Raw genomic sequence first — 17,222 nt, forward strand, 5'->3', positions numbered from 1 at the left:
GAGGGGTAACATGGAACTAAATCGAAATGAATTGACCTATCTCGGATCACGCAACACACCTTCGAACCCACTCAGTCCCCTCAAAAGAGAGAGAGCTGGAGATCCGAATGAGGGGGAGAGGAGCCTCCGAGCGAGAAAAATTCTCGTGGACGGCCAGTTGAACGATTGGGCCAGCAGTTGGTTCGATACCCTGGCTGATCCTGAAAGAAGCGGTCGCGTGGCCATCCGCGAGGGAGACGTGCTCATCGAGAAAATCGGCTACCGAAAAGAGAAGATGTATGTGCTCGTCGAGAACCGGGGGGAAGAGCTCGATCTATCCGCGCCAGACCATCTGAAAGAGACCATGCTGTCGCTCTCTCAGATTACCGGCATGTCCCGTGTGATCGCCTACGATATCGAAATGGAATTGACACCCTGGGATACGTTGGTCTACCTGGGGCTCCTCGACCTCTACCGAAAGACCGCTATGTTGGGCCTATGGCATGAACCCGCACCTGATCTCACAAGAGAAACGCTAGATGCACATCTGCACGATCCGCTACCCGGATCGTTGGTCTCGATGTTCCTCCGTTTCAGCGGTTTCTCTGTTCCGCGATTGGAGGACCTCGTGGGTATCCTGCGGAATTTGGAGGAACAAGGGGTTGTGAAAATGGAGGGTCCACGACTTCGCGGCGACCACGGCCGCCTCGGCATGGAGTTCCTGGTGCCGAGAGCTGTCACGACTCTCGAAGTGTACAACGTGCAAGGTGATCGGGTCGCCGGCAACGAGTCCCTCGTGATTAGCGCAGGGTTAAACGAACATCTGCTCATCGCCTTCGGAACCGAGGGGATCACGCTCTCGCTGATCTCTGGAAGTTATTTGCTGAAGCGTATAGAAGGCGTGCTCTATGCCCCGGCGCTAGATATGTAATGAAAAAGGACCTTCTCCAAGTGAGAAGGTCCTGATCTTTTTATTCGAAGATGATAAAGAGCGTTTCCCCAATGGTCGCCCAATTGTAGAGGAACTCAGCGTGGCTGGTGAAGTTACGGACGCATTTGTGAGATCTAGGGGTGGTACCGATGGTGTAAAGATACTCCCGATGGTTACTAGGATCTCGCATGTTCGTGTTCAGGTGGGTTTGTCCGCTTTTATAGTCCACGGGAACCCCGTGGATGTAACCGCCGCCCGAGAAACGAATCGAGTGGGGGGCGAAACCGGCGATTCTCGATGTGCCGTCCTCGAGATAGAGAAAATAGGGTTTCTTCTCGATCGCCATGAAAGAACCCTTGGGGGTCTCCCATTTGTACTCACCCTGTGTTCCGGTGGTGGCGTAGGAGAGACTGATCAGTTTCCAACCCTCTTCTCCTTTTTCGAAAATACCTTCATTTTGGTTGACATCATCGATGATGATTGCCTTCTGAAGGGTTTCCACGGCATTTCTAAAGCTGACATAGTGCTTGGGAATATAGTAGGTCCCTTCAAAATCTTGGTTGGTCACCCGGTAGAAACGGTCCGTTTCTTCCTGGACAAACACCACCATGCCATCGGAAAAGTAACGAAAATCACTCTGGCTTTCATCGACATATCCCGGTGCACTCTGGTCGCGATCGCGGCCGTATGCATCCTTGGTCTGGCCCTGCCAGAGGGGAGGTCTACCGTTCCAATTCTTGTAGTTGGAAATATAGGCCACTTGGTTTTCGGAGACGGACTCTTCAAGGGCCAGAAGCTTTTCTTTCATGATGTCGAATCGGAAGGAGCGCGGCTGTGCGTACTGTGCGTAGATAAAGCCAGCCTTGATGTTTCCGTTCTCATGCCAGATCACGCGGTACCATTCATCCGGGGCAAAATCCTCCGGCGTGTCATCCTCGATGGTCTGCAGGAGGTTAACCTTATCGAAATAGCGGAAGTTTTTGATGACATCGGCATCTGGCGAGGGCAGTGCCCTTACATTGGCCGACTGGGAGGTGATGAGCAGGTAATCGTACGCCATGGCGTAGCGATTGTAGGCCAAATCTCTTTCGATCCCCTCGGGTAAGAGGGTATTCCATTCCTTTAGAATACGGTAGGGGCCCTCTTCGGAGACGCGCATGCGGTCGCGGTTATAATCGACGAAAGTCTGTTCGATGATCCCCGTCCGGTCGTTGGCCCCCTCATAGGAAAGGGCGAGATCCAGATCGAGGTTTTGGTTGACATTGGGTTCTACGGCGATGTCCTCATCCGGCAAAGGAGGAAGCAGATTCGGATCTTCTGGTTCGGAGACGGGTAAAGCGGTCAGCATGGCTTCACGGGTATTCGGACCGTAGATCCCGTCGGCGACGAGATCATCATGTGCTCGCTGGAAGGTTTCGACCATGCGGCGGGTTTCTCCACCGTAGGCTCCATCCACCGCCAGCGGGTAGCCGAGTTGCCGGAGGGCCGACTGAACCATGGTGACTGAGTCCCCTCTTTGACCAGGCCTGATCACCTGATCCGGAAGGTTGATGGCCGAGAAGGCGGGTAACGTGGACAGTACAAAGACCAATAGGAACAGTGTAATGGATTTGCTGTGTTTTTTCATGAACATAAAATCGACCTCGCTTCATAAACGTAGGTATTTTCTTTGAGTGTGTTTATCAATTACCCAAATTCCCACGACAACAAACAAACACATACACGCTGAGAAGAGACTAGCCGTCTGTTGACGAATCATGTGGGGATATTCATCGCAAGAGGGTATATAATCCTTAGAAAAGTGATGGAGGGCAGGCGTCAGATTGCCAAGATCTACGATCCCCTTCATGGACAAGAGAAAGGAGGCAGGTGAAGTGTTGCAGATCATGCAATAATTTCACCGAAAGCACATGAGGAATCGTACCTATTATCAGATGAAAGCCGAGGAAGTGCTTCGAGATCTGAAGACCGAACCGTCGGGTCTATCCGAAGTCGAGGCCTCGAGACGGCTGGAAGAGCACGGAGAAAACACACTTCAAACAGGCAAAGGCACCTCGAGATTATTATTGTTCTTGCGACAGTTCCAAGATGTCCTGGTGATTATCCTGCTCGTGGCCGCTAGTCTAAGCCTGGTGATTGGAAATCTGCGAGATGCGGGCATCATGCTCTTGATCGCCTTTATCAATTCGCTCATCGGTTTCTATCAGGAGTTTAAGGCCGAGCAGATCATGCAATCCTTGAACAAGCTCGTTCAGTCCCCATCGAAGGTTGTGCGGGAGGGGACCCTAGCGGAGCTCAACCAGGCGCTCTTGGTTCCCGGGGACATCATCCGCCTGGAAGAAGGGGATAAGGTGCCGGCCGACATACGGATTATCGAGGCCTTTAACCTGCGTACAAATGACGTCTCTTTGACCGGTGAATCCATGCCTCAAGAAAAGAACAGCCTGCATATTGAGGGCGAGGTGCCTCTCGGTGATCGTGATAACATGGCCTACCTCGGTACCAATGTCGCGTCGGGCTCGGCCACAGGCGTTGTCGTCCGAACCGGTATGCACACGGAGATGGGTCAAATCGCCACGATGACCCAAGAGACCGATCAATCGAAGTCACCACTCCAGCAAGAGATGACCACAGTGGCCAACAAAATTGCCGTGTTGGCCGTGTTCATCGGCCTCGGTCTCTTTGGCGTGAGCCTCTACCAGGGGTTCGGTCTGCAGTTCGCGATGATCTATGCCCTGGGCGTGGCGGTGGCCGTCGTGCCTCAGGCCCTGCCCATGCAGGTAACAGTGGCGTTGTCTCAGGGGGTCGATCGACTTTCCAAGCGAAATGCCGTTGTGAAGAAATTGAATGCTGTGGAAACACTGGGTTCTACCGATGTGGTGGCCACGGATAAGACCGGGACACTGACGAAGAATGAAATGACCGTCACCCGCGTTTGGTTCGACGACCGAGAGTTCCGGGTGACAGGACTCGGTTACGAGCCCAAGGGGGAACTGATCGATGAGGAGGGGCACCCTGTTTCCCAGGAACTGATCGATGAGATTGAGCTGATGTTCGACGCGGCTACCATGGCGTCGAACGCTGAGATCCACGCGCCGGACGATGACCACGAGGGATGGTATGCCATCGGTGACCCCACCGAGGCTGCATTGGTCTCTCTTTCAACGAAGGTAGGCACTCGCTCCCCCATTGAAGACGAAGAAAACCCCGAAATTTACGAGTTGAGTTTTGATTCTGATCGGAAGCGGATGAGCTCCGTGAGGAAATTCCCCGAGGGTCACGTGCTCAAGATGAAAGGCGCAACGGACAGTATCCTGGATATTGCCAGGCATCGGTATGCCAAGGGTGAAGAAGTCCCGATGACCGAGGAAGACAAAGAAGTGATCCGCGAAAGGGCTAAGGGGTATGCCCAGAATGCCATGCGCGTCCTGGCGATCGCCTATCGTAAGCTCGACGCCGATGAACGGGATTATACCATCGAGGAAACGGAACGAGATGTGGTCTTCTTAGGACTCATGGCCATGATCGATCCTCCGAAAGAAGGGGTACGGGAAGCGATGGCCGAGGCCCACGCCGCCGGCATCTCGACTTTCATCATGACGGGAGACCATGCGATCACGGCACAGGCCATCGGTCGCGAAGTGGGTTTATCCCATAGGGACGACCCCGCCGAGGTGCTGACCAGTCTTGAGCTGGCGGAGCTGAGCGATGAGGACTTATCGAGAAAGATGGCGGAGAATGAATCGCTGATCTTTTCACGTGTTTCCCCTAAGGATAAACTGCGTATTGTGAAACTCTTGAAGGCGCAGGAGAGAATCGTAGCCGTCACTGGAGATGGTGTGAATGATGCGCCGGCACTCAAGAGTGCTCACATTGGCGTGGCCATGGGACAGATGGGGACCGATGTCTCCAAAGAAGCATCGGAACTGATCTTGCTTGATGATAGTTATCCGACCCTCATTCACGCCATCCGCGAGGGACGCACCATCTACGAAAATCTCAAGAAAACAATTCTAGCGTCGATGACCTCGAACGCTGGTGAGCTGACGATCGTGCTGATCGGCCTGCTCTTTGCGGCGCTCTTCGACTGGCCGGTACCGATCCTGGCGATTCAGATCCTATCGATCGACCTGCTCGCTGAGATTTTACCGCTCACCGCGCTGACCTTCGACCCGGGTTCTGAGCGACTCATGGCTTCACCGCCCCGTTCGAAGGATGATCATATCATCGACAGCGGGCACTTTGCCGAGATCTTGTTCTTCGGCTTCCTGATGGGTGGTCTGGCCTTTTTAAACTTCGGCCTTTTCTCTAGGATGAACGGTTCACTGGAGGAAGGCACGGTGCTCTACCGCCAGGGCACGACAATCGCCTACCTGACGATTGCCATGACCCAGTGGTTCAACATCATGTCCAGACGGTATGAGATGACGAGCTTTTTTAATAAGAATCTTCTGAACAACAAGCGGATCCTCCAGTCCATCGGTATTTCGATCTTCATGGTACTGATCGTCGTGTATACACCCTTTATCCAAGGCTTTCTTGGATTTGAAGCGATTGGTTTGTTCCAATGGGCCATGGTACTGGGGGCCGGTCTGGTATTCCTAGCAGCACATGAAACCTTGAAATCTATCAAACGTAGAAGGAGGGAGTCGCGATGAGCGAGAAAACCGATGCATTGAAACGAACTATCAAGGACCTCAAGGTGATGATCGACCGGTTTAGAATCCAAGTGGAGAGCTTCCACGGGAGCCCACAGGAACGCGTGGCCTTTGAAAAGGAGATCAACCGCTTGCAAAAACAGTACGAGATGCTCAAGGAAACCCTTGATCAAGCGGGTGAAACGGCAGAGGAGAAACTGGAGGCCCTCGTCTCCAACGCGCGGGAGAAAATCGAAGAGGCCGAGAAGAAGATGAAGTGAATAGAGGGCCCGTCAAAGAGAGCGGGCCCTTTCCCATGCGAAAGTAGATAGCGTTTGCCAGTTTGAAGAGGAATGCTGTAGGTATAAATGAACTGTGATAGAATAGAACATATAACATATGGAGGTTTGATAAAATGAAGAGACTAAGCATACTGCTCATTGCACTGTTGTTGTTAGCCACCGGATGTCAACCGGATGCGACATCAACCCTTGACAAGGAAACACTGCGGGTCGGGATGGAACTCCAGTACCCGCCTTTCGAGACCAAAGGTCCCGACGGTACCCCCGAAGGGGCATCTGTCATGTTGGCCCAGGCCTTGGGTGACTATTTGGATAAGGAGATCGAAATCGTGGATACGCCCTATCCGAGTTTGATTCCTTCGTTGGAATCGGGCAAGATCGACCTGATCATCTCGTCGATGACCATCACTGAGGAGCGGGAAGAAAAGGTGGATTTTTCCATCCCCTACACCACCTCTCAGCTCATGATGCTGGTCAGCGCCGATTCGCCGGTTGAGCATCCTGATGATCTCAACGATCCTGATGTCATCATCGCCTCGAAAACTGGGACGATCGGCGCTCTATGGGCCGCGACCAATGCGCCCGAGGCACAGATCAAGAATATCGACGAGGAAGCCACGGCCGTCCTAGAGGTATCCCAGGGGAAAGCCGATGTGTTCATCTACGATCCGCTCTCGATCATCCGACACCATGAGAATTACCCGGATACAACCCGGGCGGTCCTCGAACCACTACCCAATACCAAGGGGTGGGGTGTGGCCATGAGAAAGGGTGAAACGGAACTGAAGGAACAGGTCGATGCCTTTATCACTCAAGCAAAAACCGATGGGACCTACGATGAGATCAGAGATACTTATCTCAGGGACAAAATGGTAGAGTTTGAAGCCTACGGCATAGACTTCTTCTTTTAAGAAGAAAGGAACAGAATGTCTTCGATCAAACGTCGCTTGACTTTTCTTCTGGCCATTATTTTATACGGCCTGCTCTTTTACTACATCACCATCCGCTCAACGGGTGGTGAGCTCGACTACACGGCTTACTGGACCTATCGGAGGGTGCTGTTTTCCGGTTGGCTCAATACAATCGTCCTGAGCTTCTTATCGCTCGTGATCGCACTGTTGGTGGGCCTGGTCTTGTACATGATGCAGGTTTCCCGTTTCTCGATTCTGAACCACTTGGCCGAGATCCACAAGACCATGATCTTTGGAACGCCTTTGATGGTCATCGTGATCGTCGCTTTCTATTACATCGGCTTTGCCTTCGGTTTCAACTCACGCTTTTGGGTCGGCGTTTTGACGCTGGCGCTCTATATCGGTGCCTATATTGCCGACATCTACAAGGGTGCCATCGATTCCATCCACGTGAACCAATGGCAAACGGCCAAGATGTTCGGGTTTTCCACGTATCAAACCTATCGGTACGTGGTCTTCCCCCAGGTGATGCTGACGATCCTGCCGCCGCTCGCCGGGCAATTTGCCCTGACGATCAAGGGTAGCGCTCTGCTCTCCTATATGGCGACGGAAGAGTTCCTCAATGCCATCAAAACGGTACAGGCCAACTCTTTCCGTGTCACCGAGGGTTTCATCGTGGTGACCATTGGTTATCTCTTGATCACGGTACCGCTGCTCAGGCTCATACGTTACCTTGAGAAGCGTGCAAACTTTATGAAGGAGCGTCCATGAAACTCAATCTACAACACCTCACAAAACGATACGGTGATACCGCGGTGCTCGATGACATCAACCTGTCCATCGATCATGCACAGGTGGTGGCTCTCATCGGGGCGTCGGGTAGTGGCAAATCCACGCTTCTCCGTTTGATCGCGGGACTCGAATCCTTTGACGAGGGCAGGATCCTGGTCAACGACCAGGAGATCGACGAAGAGACGGCTTCCCGCTATCGGAAGACCGTGGGCTTTGTCTTTCAAGATCATAACCTGTTCAGTCACCTCTCGGTGATGGAGAATATCCTGTTGGTCCTAGAAAAGGTCCATAAGAAACCCAGGAAATTGGTCTTGCCTCAGGTCGAGCGTCTGCTCGAGAGTTTCGATCTGATGCCTCACGCACACAAATTACCCCATCAGATCAGTGGCGGTCAGTCACAACGCGTCTCGATCGTCCGTGCCCTGGCCATAGAGCCCTCGATCATCTTGCTCGATGAGCCCACCTCCAGCCTCGATCCGATCCTCACCTACGAGGTGCTGGTGGCCATACGAAAGCTCGTGGAGGAAAAAAGAGATATCGTGCTCGTCACGCATGAGATTGGGTTCGCCAAGCATACGGCCGACCATATCATCTTCATGGATGAGGGAAAGATCGTGGAACAGGGTGGCCCCGACATGCTACAGCGACCGCAAACGCAAAAGTTGAAGGACTTTCTCGACAAGGTGCTCACCTTTCACGAGGATTGACATCATGCCGTCCCCAATGGGGGCGGCTTTTTATCATCGGTGGTAATCAACAGTAGATTTTGGTAGAATAAAAGGAAACGAACAAAGGATGGTGACCTGCGATGCGTTCGTGGATCCTCGGTCTGCTCCTCCTCATATCTCTGAATAGTACCGCCTTTGCCCATACAAGTGATGCGCATCTAAAGAAACCCCTGGTACTCGGTTTGCCCTATTCTGGTATGGATTACTTTGAAGAAGCGGGTGAAACGAAGGGGTTTTTTGTCGATGTCATCGCGATCCTCGAAGAGGAACTAGGGATTGAGATTGCCGTCTCCCCAGAGAGAGAGTGGGCGGAAATCTTCAAGGGTCTTGAAGACGGAGAGATCGACCTACTCGTGGGAGCCAATCGCACGCCGGAACGCGAGGAGTGGATGCGATTTACCACACCGGTGCATCGCTACCCCTATGATGTCTTTATCTCACGTGGCCAGTCCGTGCGTTCCCTGGGCGATCTGGATGGACAAAAGGTGGCCTTTTTGACAGGAGATGCCATCGTGGGTGTGTTTGAGAAAAGTTACACGCGTCTCGCCATCGAGCCGGTCTATTTCGACAGCGAGTATGATGCGCTCGATGCCCTGGGACACGGCAGGGTGCAAGCCTTCATCACATCAGGTGGCGGAATCGTGCACGAGTACATCCATGATTATCCCCTTGTCGTCCACATGATGAGTCTGACGGAGATGACATCGGATCTGACCATCTCCGCGAGAAAAGAAGATGCGGAACTGATCGATCGAATCGATGCCGTCTTGTTTACCCATCGTGAAAAGATCGACCGTGCCATTGATGGTGCGCGTGTGGCCTACACGAGGAAAATTCTCCGACTCACAGACAAAGAACGGGCATGGCTAGAATCGGACGGTCGGATCATCGCCGGAGCGGCGACGGACTATCTGCCCTTTGATCACTACGAAGCGGGTCGCTTTCGAGGGATTGCAGGTGCAGTGCTCGAAGAACTATGTGCCATCACCGGTATCGAGATGTCGGTCGAAAGCGGAACCTTTGATGAACTCTTCTCCCGGGCTGAGGAGGGTGAGATCCATATCATGAACATGGCCAAGAGCGAAGAGCGATTGGATACCTTCCTCTTCCCCAGGGCCTTCTCAACCGAGCGCGACCGCATCTACGGCTTAAAAAACACGCCACCGGTAAGGGACGTTTACAGCCTGGAAGGTCAAGGGGTAGCTGTCATCGAGGGGTTCTGGCATGAAGAGCACCTCCAGAAGAACCTCAAGGACCCAAGAATCCTGACCACACCAGACATCAAGCACTCTCTGAAGGCAGTCGCCTCAGGCGAGGCTTCCTATCTGATTGAAAATCCAACTGTGGCCTCCTATTATATCAACGGCCTGGGCTACCAAGAGATCATAGAGAAAGGAACCACTTCGGCCGATAGCTTTCTCTACTTCGGGGTGCACCGTTCACAACCGGAATTTGCCTCGATCCTCAACAAAGCCATGGTGCTCATCGACTACGAACAGCTCAAACAGAAGGGGCTCAGTACGGCGCCGCCGCTTGAACCTCTCGAGCGTGGACGGTACCGATCGATCATCGGCCTCCTGCTCGTGATCCTGACCGTGGCGGGTGTCGGTCTCTATCTCCTCTTTATCGAGCTGATGAAAAAACGTACGGAGACCTTACTGCTCAAGGAAAGAGAGAAGCTACTCTATCTCGATCCGCTGACCGGATTAAAAAATCGGTTGTACTTCAACCACTGGGAGGAGAAGAATCAAAACCGCGCTTATCCGGAGACCTTTTGCGTCATGGATCTCAACTACCTGAAACGGGTGAACGACTCGCTGGGGCACCTCGAGGGGGATCGTTACCTGGCGGGATTTGGTCGTGCGCTGCAGAACCGGTTTGGTGATCATCAGCTTTTTAGGATGGGAGGGGATGAGTTCCTGTTGGTAGCCGAAGGAGCAGAACCTGAAGCCATTCAGCAGGAACTGAGGATTTTCCAGCGGGAGATCAAGGACATTTATTCCGTCGCACTGGGCACATCGGTACGGCGTGGCGAAGTGATGGATCTGGAAACTGCGCTCAAACGTGCGGATGACCGCATGTATGAGAACAAGCGGGCGTTCAAGGCCCGCGATGAATCATCAGGAGGTAGATAATATGTTCAGGTGGCTGTTCCTCGGGAGAGAGGCCAAGCGATTCGACTCGCCACTATACATCGCGAAGAGCTTTGTCGGGGTATTCGCGGCATATGCCATTTTTTCCAACCACCCTTTGATCGGCCGCGATATGATCTCACTGCTTTTCGGAATGATGTTGACACTGGAACCCGTTGCCATGACCGGGTTCCGCGTGGCCGTGGATCAGTTGAAGGCAACGGTGCTCGGGGGATTGGTAACGGCCCTGCTCGTGATGCTCTTTGGTGTGAACGTGGTGACGGTGCCCTTGGCGGTGGCGATCACAGTGTACATCTCACTGCTTATCGATTTCAGGCAGGTGTCCCCCGTGGCCATCTTTACTGCCATTTACATGACACAGTACATCCAGTTATCTGCAAACGGTGATCCGAGCATGTTGCTCACTTTCAGGTTACGCATGTTGTCCTTGGGGGCCGGTGTGCTCATCGCGATGATCGTCAACGTGGTGTTCAGCCTGCTCTTCTACCGAAGGATGCTGCACAAGAGAACCTGTTACCTCTACGAGCGTTCGCTACAGCTTGTGGAAGCGCTAGAAGAGGGGAGTGTCCCAGATCATGTGATGCGCGACCGATTGATCGCCTTCTTTGCCGATCATGATTTTATCAAGGGCCACCTCGATGACCTGAGGCGCTTTGACCGTCAGGATGTGGAAAAGTTAGCGTACGACCGGATCCTCAGGGCGCTGCGGGACCTAAACCACTTGCTACTCGATCATCTCATGCGGCGGGAAGAGGGTCTGGAGCGCATGGATCGGGAAGACCTGCACCGGATGGGTCTGATGATGCGTGGGTATCTGAAGGGCCAGATGGAAGGGAATCTCCCTGAGGATAAGCGCCTGTGTTTCGTACTCACAATATTTAAGGAGAATCTTTCCAAAACCCTGGTTCCTGAAAAGGACCCCCAGGCATGATATGCTATAATGAAGAAGATATATAAAAAATATTATATGAGAGTGAGTGTGATACTGTGAACCGTGAACATCTGAACAAGTACGCAGAACTCGTGATCTACCAGGGCGTCAACATCCAGCAGGGACAAAAGCTGGTGATCGCCACGACCCCTGAGAATGCCCAGCTACTCAGATTACTAGCCGAGAAGGCCTATGACGCTGGTGCGAGTGAGGTAATCGCCGATTATCATGATGATCCCCTGCGCCGCATGTTGTTCTTGCGTGGGGATGATACGCTTTTCGACCGTTATCCCGACTACAAGAGAGCATACTATGAAACGCTCTCCCAAGAAGGGGCTGCTTTTATCAACATCGCAGATACCGATCCGGAACTGATGAACGGTGTCGATGCCGATCGTATGAGCCGGCAGTTCAAGGCGGCGAGCGAAGCGCTCGAAGTGTACAGGGAACGCAGGATGAATAACGAAAACACCTGGTGTATCATCGCTGCACCTTCAGAAGGATGGGCCAGAAAAGTGTTTCCAGAAGCTTCCGACGAAGAGGCGGTTGAGAAATTATGGACGGCCATCTTTGCGGCGACGCGAGCCGATCTGCCGGATCCCGTTGCCGCCTGGCAGAAGCACAAGGACACTCTACAGGAAAAAGTGCGGATCCTGAACGATCTGCAGATCGAGTCCCTGCACTACCAGAACGGTTTGGGCACGGACCTCAGGATCGGACTCCCGGAGGGATACCAGTTCCTAGGTGGAGCAGACGAAAGCACTGAGGGCGTCGCGTTCATCGCCAACATACCTACCGAAGAGGTCTTCACCCTCCCGCATCGCGAGAGGGTGGAGGGCATCGTCTACGCTTCGATGCCGCTGAACTACCGCGGGAATTTGATCGATGGATTCTGGCTCCGCTTTGAAAAGGGGCGCGTGGTGGCCTACGATGCAGTCGTGGGTAAGGCGCATCTGCAGAAGCTTATCGAGAGCGATGAGGGTGCCGCCAGACTCGGAGAAGTGGCTCTGGTTCCCCATGATTCTCCCATTTCGAATACGGGGATCCTTTTCTACAACACCCTCTTCGATGAAAATGCATCCTGCCACCTGGCCTTGGGAAAGGCCTACCCCATGTGCCTGGAGAACCATGAGACAATGGATGCGGAGACCAAGCTATCACAAGGCGTCAACCATTCGATTGTACACGAAGATTTCATGATCGGCACCGCTGATCTGGAGATCGTGGCAACCACACGAGACGGACGAGAAGTCAAGATTTTCGAGAAGGGCAATTTTGCCATATAGGAGTTGAAAAGACCATGCATGATGCGATCGCGAACCGGGTGTCCACCCGGAGCTTTCAGAACCGGGCCTTGGATCCGGCGGATGTCAAGGCGCTCGAAGTGATTCTGGAGAGCGCGGAGGAGGCAGAGAGTCCCTTCGGCACGGAGACGTCACTGTACAACCAGCCCGTGATGAAAGATTTCACTGCCACGGGGGAACGTTTCGGCACCTACGGTGTGATCGATCGGGCGCAGGGCTACCTCGTTCCCGTGATCGAGCGGACCGATCGAGAGCACCTGGTCGATCTGGGCTATCGAATGGAACTGGCCGTACTGGCCTTGACAAACCGTGGGATCGGCACATGCTGGTTGGGCGGTACCTTCAGGAGGACACCGGTGCATCACGCCTTGGGAATCGCAGAAGAGTTGACGATTCCGGCGATCATCCCTTACGGCTATCCAAAGGCCAGACGACGGTTGGTCGATCAGGCGATCCGTTTTGTGGCGAAAAGCCATCAGCGGATGGCCTTCGATGAGCTTTTCTCCTACGAGCAGGTCGGTAGACCCATCCCTGGAGACCACCCCTTGCGGCAGCCCCTCGAGATGGTTCGTTTGGCCCCTTCTGCCTCGAATAAGCAACCCTGGAGATTGATCGTGGAGGATGACCGCGTCCACTTCTTTCTGCATCCCGATAAGAAGTACCAAGACCTTAGGGGTGTGAACATCCAGATGATCGATATGGGTATCGCGATGGCGCATTTCGAGGTGAGCCTGATCAACCGTGGATGGACCTTTGCCAATGAGGTGGAGGAACGACGGTTGTTGACCGAGGGCGAGTACCTGTGCACCTACCGGCTGAGCGGTCCCACAGCGTAGATCCAGACGATCTAAGGAAAAGAAACGACCTCTCCGGTCTAAGCCGATGAGAGGTCGTTTTCTTGTGGAAAGCTCACGATAAAGGTCGTCCCTAGGGTTCCAGTTTCAAAGCGAATGCTACCGTGGAGCTCGGCTACCACAGCGTTGTAGACCAGGTGCAGTCCTATACCGGTGGAGCCCCTCTGCCTTCCGGTGGTAAAAAAGGGTAGGAAGATCTTATCCTGGATCTCTGCCGGAATCCCCGCGCCATCGTCGGACACACTGAGGATTAGGTCGCCTTCATTCCGGTGGATTTCGATCCGAATAAGGCCGGCATCGCGTTCATGAAGACCGTGTACAAGGGCGTTCGTGAAGAGGTTCGTGATTACCGTGGATAGGGCCCCGGTGTTCACGGTGGTTGTGTAGCCTCGCGGGAGGTACATCGTCAGGCGGTGGGGCGTTCCCTTGAGTTGCGGTTCTAGACTCAAAAGGATATCCTCAAGATAAGCTCCAAGATCCACCCTCCGTTCTTCTCCCGTGTGCTGGTCACTGGCCAGGGACTTGAAGCTCGAGATCAATTCGGCGGCTCGCTGGAGGTTGCTGGACATGAGGGCAATGGCTTCCGAAGCCTCGCTTAGTTGCATTTCAAAATCCGCTCGCGTGAGTGTCCCCTTATCCTGGGCTTCTCGTAAACCGCGATTCACTTCCTCAAGGTGGGTCGACAGCGTGACGGCGATACCGAGTGGGGTGTTGATTTCATGAGCGACACCGGCGACGAGATCGCCGAGACCCGCCAGCTTCTCCGTGAGGATCAACTGTTCTTGGGTACTGCGCAGGTTCTCCAGCGCCTCTTTGAGGGAGGTGTTGGTAGTTTCGAGCGCCTGGGTACGTTGCTTCACCCGTGCCTCTAGCTCATGGTTCTGATGTTGCATGCGGTGAATGCCGTAGGCAACCAGCAGGCCGAAGAAAAGGCCCGCGATGATCAGTAGCATAGCCAGGATGTCCGGCCCGCGGCTTTCTTTTGGACTCACACCGAGATACCATGTCGTCAGCCCGAGGTTAATCGGATAGAGCTTCGCATTCCTCGGCGAAATCGAACTTTTGTAAAGGATTTTGTAGGCACTGATATCCGTGTATAGAATAATGTGATGGGAGGTCTCCAGATTTCCTAGATCCGTGTATTCAATCAGCGCGTCATAGTCGATCACCAAAGATAGTTGTCCCCAGTAGGATTCGTCATCAAGAAAAATCGGTAATCGGAAAATCAATCCCTTACCCCCCTGAACTAAATCTACGGGACCCACCAGTACTGTATGCCCCTGAGATTTGGTACGAAGCACTGAAGGTGCTTGCTCGGGTACATCAAGGAGGTCCACACCGATGCTCGTCACATTGGGGTCCTTTGGATACTGGTACAAGATCGTGGTATCCTGGATAAGGGCCAGGTTCAAGATCAGGCCTTCGTCTGTCGGCAGCAATCGTTCGGTAAAGGACAAGAAATCATTTTCACTTAAGTCCGGTTTCTCGGCCACGTAGGCCAGAATGCCGTAGACATTCCGCAGTCGCTGACCGAGCTCTTTGTCGAGGGTGGCCTGTAGGACGGAGACCTTAGCATTCAGGGCATTTTGATCGGAGAGTTCCCTGCGTTTTCCCTCGAAAAGTGCGGCGGAAAGAAAGGCTAAGAAGATCAAGAAGAAGACTGCTGGGGCTTTGAATTTTCTCATCGTACAGGACACCTCGCTCCTTGGATAGCTTTTTTATTCATACCCATCGAAAGCTCTGGTCTTGAACTACCCATGAGTGAAGTCACGGGATTCGGTTATCACCTTTTCGCGACGACCACTTTTTCCTGTTTCACCGGCTACCGCTTAGATTGCAGGAGCAACCCAAGTCTTACAAAGCCTCCTACAGAGCTTGGCTCTGCTCACGAGTGTGACAGGCACTTCCCGTTGTTCCAACGGTGCAGGTACACTTGGTACCGCTTATCCTTAGGCTGAGATGCCTAATGTATCTAAACCCTGTTTTCTGATGTTGATGGCTGCATTCTCATCCCGTTCGTGCTCAGCACCGCAGTGACTACAACACCACTTTCTGTCGTTCAGCGTAAGGGCGATGTGTTTCTCCCCGCAGGAAGAGCAAATCGTAGATGAGGCATACCAACGGTCGATCTGTACAAGATGCTTTCCCTGCCACTCCAGTTTGTACTTCAGGAAGGTAATGAACTGAGACCATCCCGCATCTGATATGGCTTTCGATAGTTTCTTGTTCTTGACCATGCCCTTGATACTCAGTGTTTCCAGTACAACCACTTGGTTTTCGTTGGCCAACCGGGTACTCAGTTTGTGGGCGAAGTCTTTTCGATGGTTTGCTATATGACCATGTAGATTTGCTATTTTTTGTGCTACCTTCTTGTGATTCTGTGAATCGAGCTGTTTTTTTGCCAACCTTCGTTGGAGCTTGGCCAGTTTCTTCTCCGACTCCTTGATAAACTTGGCTCTTTCGATGAACTCGGTGTTTTCACCATTGGAGATGGTGGCGAAGGTCTTGAGGCCAAGATCAACACCGACTGCTTTTGAAGCGTCAATATGCTCGATCTCCAAGGGCTTTACCAACTCGATCGTCTCTTCGAGAGCAAGGGAAACATAATACTTAGAGCCCTTCAGGGTGATCGTCGCTTTTAAGATCCTTGCATGACCCTCTCGCGCTTTCTTGAGTATTCCTTTATTTCTTGCTGTTTTTACTTTTGCCATGGACACCTTCCCAAGTTTCGGTAATTTGATGTGAGAAGAACCGATGATTTCGATGTTGTTATTCGTCATCTTGGTTGTATAAGCCTTCTTAGCTCTACGTTTTGATTTGAACTTCGGATATCGGTTTTGATGCTCGAAGAAACGGACGTAAGCATTCTCGACGTTTTCACAAGCCGCTTCTAAAGCAAATTTGTCGACTTCTTTCAAGAAACCATAGTCCTCAGAGGACTTCAGTGGCACCATGGTCTCCTTCTTGTACTTACCAACCGAAAGTTTCTCTCCATTCTCGCGATAATAGGTTTTCCTCGCATCGAGATATTTATTGTAGATCATCCTGGCACATCCGATGGTCTTGTTGATGAGAATCGCCTGTTCCTCAGTAGGATAAACACGAAGAACAAGGCCATAGTGTTTCAACTGAAGACCCTGTTTAGCCAGTACCTCGTTTTTTTCTTTGACCGTCATTCGTTTACCCATAAGTGTTACTTCTCCTTTTGAGACTGGATGTACCTTCGGATTTGCTCTTCGGTCGTTTCACTTACCGTGCTGACGAAGTAAGAAGGGTTCCACAAGTTTCCTCCCCATAACTGATTTCTGATCTCGGGGTGTAATTTGAACATATACCTCGCGGAAACTCCTTTTAATGCCTTGATCATATTTGGAATGTAGTGTTGAGGGGAACAATCGACAAGTAGATGTACATGGTCTGTATCACATTCCATGGCCAAGATGTCGAATCCGTGCTCTATAGCGATTTGTTTTAGTTTTGTTTTTAGAGTGTCTTCTATATTGCCAACCAATATCTTCTTACGGTACTTCACGCACCAGACTAAATGATATTGAATTGAATATACGTAACCTCTACCGTGCTTTTCTTTCAATTTAAACACCTCAATTAAACTATAACATATGCAAATGCATGTGTGAGCTGTTTATATGAGATCCAAAGTAGAAAATATGCCCTAACTCACGACTGAAGTCACGAGTGT

The 17,222-nt window shown here is 52.2% G+C and carries 14 protein-coding genes; 10 read left to right on the top strand and 4 right to left on the bottom strand.

The window, feature by feature from the left end; translation table 11 throughout:
- Positions 1–10 precede the first annotated feature (10 nt).
- A complete protein-coding gene (locus tag ACULM0_RS13175; RefSeq protein WP_463678002.1) occupies positions 11–910 on the top strand; it encodes a hypothetical protein in 900 nt (299 codons plus the stop codon).
- Between the two features lie 40 nt (positions 911–950).
- On the opposite strand, the gene ACULM0_RS13180 is transcribed toward ACULM0_RS13175, so the two are convergent.
- Positions 951–2,543: a L,D-transpeptidase family protein gene (locus ACULM0_RS13180; RefSeq protein ID WP_463678003.1), complete on the bottom strand. Its 1,593-nt coding sequence runs from the start codon at positions 2,541–2,543 to the stop codon at positions 951–953.
- A 277-nt stretch (positions 2,544–2,820) separates the two neighbouring features.
- On the opposite strand from ACULM0_RS13180, the gene ACULM0_RS13185 reads away from it, so the two are divergent.
- From ACULM0_RS13185 to ACULM0_RS13225, 9 genes are all read left to right on the top strand, one after another.
- On the top strand, positions 2,821–5,568 hold the full coding sequence (locus tag ACULM0_RS13185; RefSeq protein ID WP_463678004.1) for a cation-translocating P-type ATPase: 2,748 nt from the start codon (positions 2,821–2,823) through the stop codon (positions 5,566–5,568).
- Positions 5,565–5,828 carry a hypothetical protein gene (locus tag ACULM0_RS13190; RefSeq protein WP_463678005.1) on the top strand — a complete coding sequence of 88 codons (264 nt, stop codon included), beginning with the start codon at positions 5,565–5,567 and terminating at the stop codon, positions 5,826–5,828. Before ACULM0_RS13185 ends, ACULM0_RS13190 begins: the two co-directional genes overlap by 4 nt.
- A gap of 134 nt (positions 5,829–5,962) precedes the next feature.
- Positions 5,963–6,760 carry a transporter substrate-binding domain-containing protein gene (locus tag ACULM0_RS13195; protein ID WP_463678006.1) on the top strand — a complete coding sequence of 266 codons (798 nt, stop codon included), beginning with the start codon at positions 5,963–5,965 and terminating at the stop codon, positions 6,758–6,760.
- A gap of 15 nt (positions 6,761–6,775) precedes the next feature.
- Positions 6,776–7,531 (top strand): amino acid ABC transporter permease, encoded by a 756-nt coding sequence (locus ACULM0_RS13200; protein WP_463678007.1) that lies wholly within the window; start codon positions 6,776–6,778, stop codon positions 7,529–7,531.
- Positions 7,528–8,259, top strand: a complete 732-nt coding sequence (locus ACULM0_RS13205; RefSeq protein WP_463678008.1) for an amino acid ABC transporter ATP-binding protein — start codon at positions 7,528–7,530, stop codon at positions 8,257–8,259. Before ACULM0_RS13200 ends, ACULM0_RS13205 begins: the two co-directional genes overlap by 4 nt.
- 101 nt (positions 8,260–8,360) lie before the next feature.
- Positions 8,361–10,415 (top strand): transporter substrate-binding domain-containing protein, encoded by a 2,055-nt coding sequence (locus ACULM0_RS13210; protein WP_463678009.1) that lies wholly within the window; start codon positions 8,361–8,363, stop codon positions 10,413–10,415.
- 1 nt (position 10,416) lies between these two features.
- On the top strand, positions 10,417–11,364 hold the full coding sequence (locus ACULM0_RS13215; protein ID WP_463678010.1) for an aromatic acid exporter family protein: 948 nt from the start codon (positions 10,417–10,419) through the stop codon (positions 11,362–11,364).
- Positions 11,365–11,420: 56 nt separating this feature from the next.
- Positions 11,421–12,650: an aminopeptidase gene (locus tag ACULM0_RS13220; protein ID WP_463678011.1), complete on the top strand. Its 1,230-nt coding sequence runs from the start codon at positions 11,421–11,423 to the stop codon at positions 12,648–12,650.
- 14 nt (positions 12,651–12,664) lie between these two features.
- Positions 12,665–13,504: a nitroreductase family protein gene (locus ACULM0_RS13225; RefSeq protein ID WP_463678012.1), complete on the top strand. Its 840-nt coding sequence runs from the start codon at positions 12,665–12,667 to the stop codon at positions 13,502–13,504.
- Between the two features lie 38 nt (positions 13,505–13,542).
- Here ACULM0_RS13225 and ACULM0_RS13230 read toward each other — a convergent pair whose 3' ends face one another.
- From ACULM0_RS13230 to tnpA, 3 genes are all read right to left on the bottom strand, one after another.
- A complete protein-coding gene (locus tag ACULM0_RS13230; protein WP_463678013.1) occupies positions 13,543–15,207 on the bottom strand; it encodes an ATP-binding protein in 1,665 nt (554 codons plus the stop codon).
- A gap of 264 nt (positions 15,208–15,471) precedes the next feature.
- Positions 15,472–16,710: an RNA-guided endonuclease TnpB family protein gene (locus ACULM0_RS13235; RefSeq protein ID WP_463678014.1), complete on the bottom strand. Its 1,239-nt coding sequence runs from the start codon at positions 16,708–16,710 to the stop codon at positions 15,472–15,474.
- 5 nt (positions 16,711–16,715) lie between these two features.
- On the bottom strand, positions 16,716–17,123 hold the full coding sequence (gene tnpA / locus ACULM0_RS13240) for an IS200/IS605 family transposase (protein WP_463678015.1): 408 nt from the start codon (positions 17,121–17,123) through the stop codon (positions 16,716–16,718).
- Positions 17,124–17,222 lie beyond the last annotated feature (99 nt).

Source organism: Halotolerantifilum yawarlongkerapense, from assembly GCF_054506745.1.